A 3,490-nucleotide genomic window follows, 5' to 3' on the forward strand; every position below is an offset into this window, starting at 1 on the left:
GCGCGGGGTTCATCGTGGCCGTGCACCACTGGCTGCTGCCCAGCCTGCACGTGTTCCTGGTGCCCCTCGCCGCGCTGCTGGGGCTGCTCTGGATCCCCTGGGCGGTGCTGGTACGGGAGTTGCTGGGCGGGGCCCCGGCGCCGGGCCGGGCCGCCGTCGCGCTGCTCCTCGTACCGGCGGGGTGGCTGCTGTCGGAGCTGGCCCGGTCCTGGCAGGGGCTGGGCGGGCCGTGGGGGCTGCTCGGGGCCAGTCAGTGGCAGGGGCCCGCGGGGCTCCGGCTGGCCTCCGTGGGCGGGGTGTGGCTGGTGAGCCTGCTGGTGGTGGCGGTGAACTGTGCGGTGGTGCTGCTGGTCGCCGCGCCCAGGGCCCGGGTGGCGGCGGTGGCCTCCGTGGCGGGGTGCGCGGTGCTGACGGGCGTGGTGTGGCTGTGGCTGCCGCGCCCGGAGCCGGCGGGCGGGCTGCGCGTGGCCGTCGTACAGCCCGGCCCGCTGGAGGGGGCCGACAGCGGGGAGCAGCGGACAGCGGGGAGCAGCGGTTCGCCGCCGAGGAACGTCTGACCTCCGGCCTGGCGGCGGCGCACCCGGACCTGGTGGTGTGGGGCGAGAGCAGCGTCGGCGCGGACCTGGCGGCCCGGCCCGACCTGTCCCGGCGGCTGGCCGAGCTGTCCGCGCGGGTCGGCGCCCCGCTGCTGGTCAACGTGGACGCCCGCCGCTCGGACCGGCCGGGGATCTACAAGAGTTCGGTGCTGGTCGGACCCCGGGGGCTCACCGGGGACCGGTACGACAAGATGCGGCTCGTGCCCTTCGGCGAGTACATACCGGCCCGGCCGCTGCTGGGCCGGGCCCCCTCGGTGGGCAAGGCGGCGGGCGAGGACCGGATGCGGGGCGCCGCACCGGTGATCATGGACTTGCCCGGCGGGGCCCGGATCGGCCCGCTGGTGTGCTTCGAGTCGGCCTTCCCCGACATGAGCCGGCACCTGGCCGAGGAGGGGGCCGGGGTGCTGGTCGCCCAGTCGTCGACCTCGACCTTCCAGGACAGCTGGGCACCGGCCCAGCACGCCTCCCTGGCGGCCCTGCGCGCCGCCGAGACCGGCCGCCCCGTGGTGCACGCCACCCTGACCGGGGTCAGCGCGGTCTTCGGGCCCTCCGGCGAGCGGGTCGGCGCCGGCCTGCCCACCTCGGCCCGGACGGCGGCCGTGTACGAGGTGCCGCTGGCCCGTGGCACCACCCTCTTCGTCCGCTTCGGGAACTGGCCCGGCGGCGCCGCCCTGGCCGCGCTCGCCCTGTACTGCGCGGCCCGGGGCGCCCGGGCGGTCAGGGCCGCGAGGTCTGCTCCAGCGCCGTCAGCACCACCCGCTCGCACAGCTCGTGGGTGAGGAGGGCGTCCCGGGCGCTGAGCACCTTGCCGCCCTCCACGGCCTCCAGGAAGGTGTCGACGGCCTGCTCGATGCCGCGCTGGCGGGCCACGGGGACCCAGTCGCCGCGCCGGCGCACGGTCGGCTGCCCCTTGTGGTCGATGACCTCGGCGAGGTTGACGACCTGCCGCTTGGAGTCCTGTCCGGAGACCTCCAGGACCTCCTCGGTGGAGCCGGAGAGCCGGTTCATGATGCCGAGGGCGGTGAAACCCTCGCCGGACATCTGGAGCACCACGTGCGACATCAGCCCCTCGCGCACCACGGCGCGGACGTCGATGTGGTCGGCGTCGCCGGGCAGCAGGAAGCGCAGGGTGTCGACGACGTGGATGAAGTCGTCGAGGACCAGGGTGCGCGGGTCCTCGGGGAGCCCGACCCGGTTCTTCTGCATGACGATCAGATCGCGCGGGAGGTCTGCGCACTGCGCGTACCCGGGCGCGTAGCGGCGGTTGAAGCCCACGAAGAGGGAGGTGCCGCGCTCCTCCGCCAGCTCGACCAGGCGGCGGGAGTCGGCGAGTTCGTAGGCGAGCGGCTTGTCCACGTACGTGGGCACCCCGGCCTCCAGCAGCCGCCCGACGATCTCGGGGTGGACGCCGGTCGGAGCGTGCACGAAGGCGGCGTCGAGGCCCTGCGCGATCAGCGCGCCGAGGGAGGCGTGACGGCGGCCCTCGGGGACGTGGTGGACCGCGCCGAGCCGCTCCAGCGTGGCGTGGGTGCGGGTCTGCAGGTGCACTTGGACCCCGGGGCGGGTGGTGAGCACGGGCAGGTACGCCTTCTGCGCGATGTCGCCGAGTCCGATGACGCCGACCTTCACCGGGAGCCTCCTGGTTTGCGCCGTATGCCGTATGGGACTCCGCAGCATAATCGCTGGTCGCCTCCGGCGCGTTCGACCAGGATGGCGGCCATGACGACCTCCCGGGTAGACCACCGCACCGAGCCCTCCACCACCGCCGGCGAGCGGGAGATGCTGGACGGCTGGCTCGAATACCACCGCGAGACCCTCGCCTGGAAGTGCGAGGGCCTCTCCGACGAGCAGCTGCGCGCCACTCCGCTCCGGCCCTCCGCGCTGAGCCTGATGGGCCTCGTGCGGCACATGGCGGAGGTGGAGCGGTACTGGTTCCGGGAGATCGCGCTGGGCGCGGACCTGCCCGACCTGTACAGCACCCGGGACAACCGCGACGGGGACTTCGAGTTCACGGACGGGGACACCTGGGCGCAGGCGCGGGAGGTCTGGCAGGAGGAGGTCGAGCTGGCCAGGCGGGCGGCGGCGGGGCGCTCCCTGGACGCGGTGTCGGACGCCGCGAGCCACCACCGGGGCGAGGTGTTCAGCCTGCGCTGGATCTACACCCACATGATCGAGGAGTACGCCCGCCACAACGGTCACGCCGACCTGCTGCGGGAGCACCTCGACGGGGCCACGGGCGAGTAACGGGGACCGGCTTCCCGGGCGGCCGGTGTCCGCCGGACACCGCCCCCGCGTCACCCGTGCGGGGTGAATATCGGCTCAGGGTTTTCGCAACGGGACCCTCGCACAGCAGAGTTGCGCGGGTGCATCAGACCCGAACCTCGACGAAACTGCTCCTCGGAGCCGCCTGCGCCGTCTCGGCGGTCTCGGCGGTCTCCGGCTGCGTGAACGTGAGCCCCGCGCCGATGCGGCCGGCCGGATCCCCCTCCGACGCGGGGCGCCCCGGCACGAGCCGCGCGGGGGCCCCGGGGCGCTGCCGGTGGTGGTCCAGGCGCCCGCCCTGGAGGCGCTGAAGGCCGTGCCCCGGGACGGCGCCGCACGGCCGTCGGCGCCCACGGCCGCCGGGCGGGGCACGGCGCGCACCGCGCCGGGGGGCACCGCGCAGGCCCTGGAGGCGGAGGAGGCCGCGGGGGCGGTCCCCGACATCCCCGAGCCGCGCAGGCACGCCGAGCACGCCCAGCGGCTCCCCGGGGGCCTTCCCGGCCCGCTACGGCCCGACGCGCGGGTGCCGCGCGAGCTGGCGCGGGAGGTGCCGGTACGCCCGGCGGACGTGTGCGCGCTGGGCCGCCGGCACGGGAACTGGCAGCCGGACAGCCCGGAGGCTGTCTCTTATA

At 75.4% G+C, this 3,490-nt stretch carries 2 protein-coding genes and 2 pseudogenes; 3 read left to right on the plus strand and 1 reads right to left on the minus strand.

The annotated features are described in order from the left end of the window. Window positions 1-1,375 (plus strand): annotated as a pseudogene (gene lnt / locus VR44_RS42770) (apolipoprotein N-acyltransferase); the annotation flags it as partial. Here the strand turns inward: lnt and VR44_RS20290 are convergent. Further along, window positions 1,314-2,225 carry a Gfo/Idh/MocA family protein gene (locus VR44_RS20290; RefSeq protein ID WP_045948972.1) on the minus strand — a complete coding sequence of 304 codons (912 nt, stop codon included), beginning with the start codon at window positions 2,223-2,225 and terminating at the stop codon, window positions 1,314-1,316. The pseudogene lnt and the gene VR44_RS20290 overlap by 62 nt on opposite strands. Window positions 2,226-2,315: 90 nt before the next feature. Here VR44_RS20290 and VR44_RS20295 point away from each other — a divergent pair, with 90 nt between their 5' ends. Further along, window positions 2,316-2,840: a DinB family protein gene (locus VR44_RS20295; protein ID WP_045948973.1), complete on the plus strand. Its 525-nt coding sequence runs from the start codon at window positions 2,316-2,318 to the stop codon at window positions 2,838-2,840. 295 nt (window positions 2,841-3,135) lie between these two features. Then, window positions 3,136-3,490: pseudogene (locus VR44_RS46440) on the plus strand (hypothetical protein); the annotation flags it as partial.

It is taken from the genome of Streptomyces katrae (assembly GCF_000966975.1).
GTDB classification, from domain to species: Bacteria; Actinomycetota; Actinomycetes; order Streptomycetales; family Streptomycetaceae; genus Streptomyces; species Streptomyces katrae.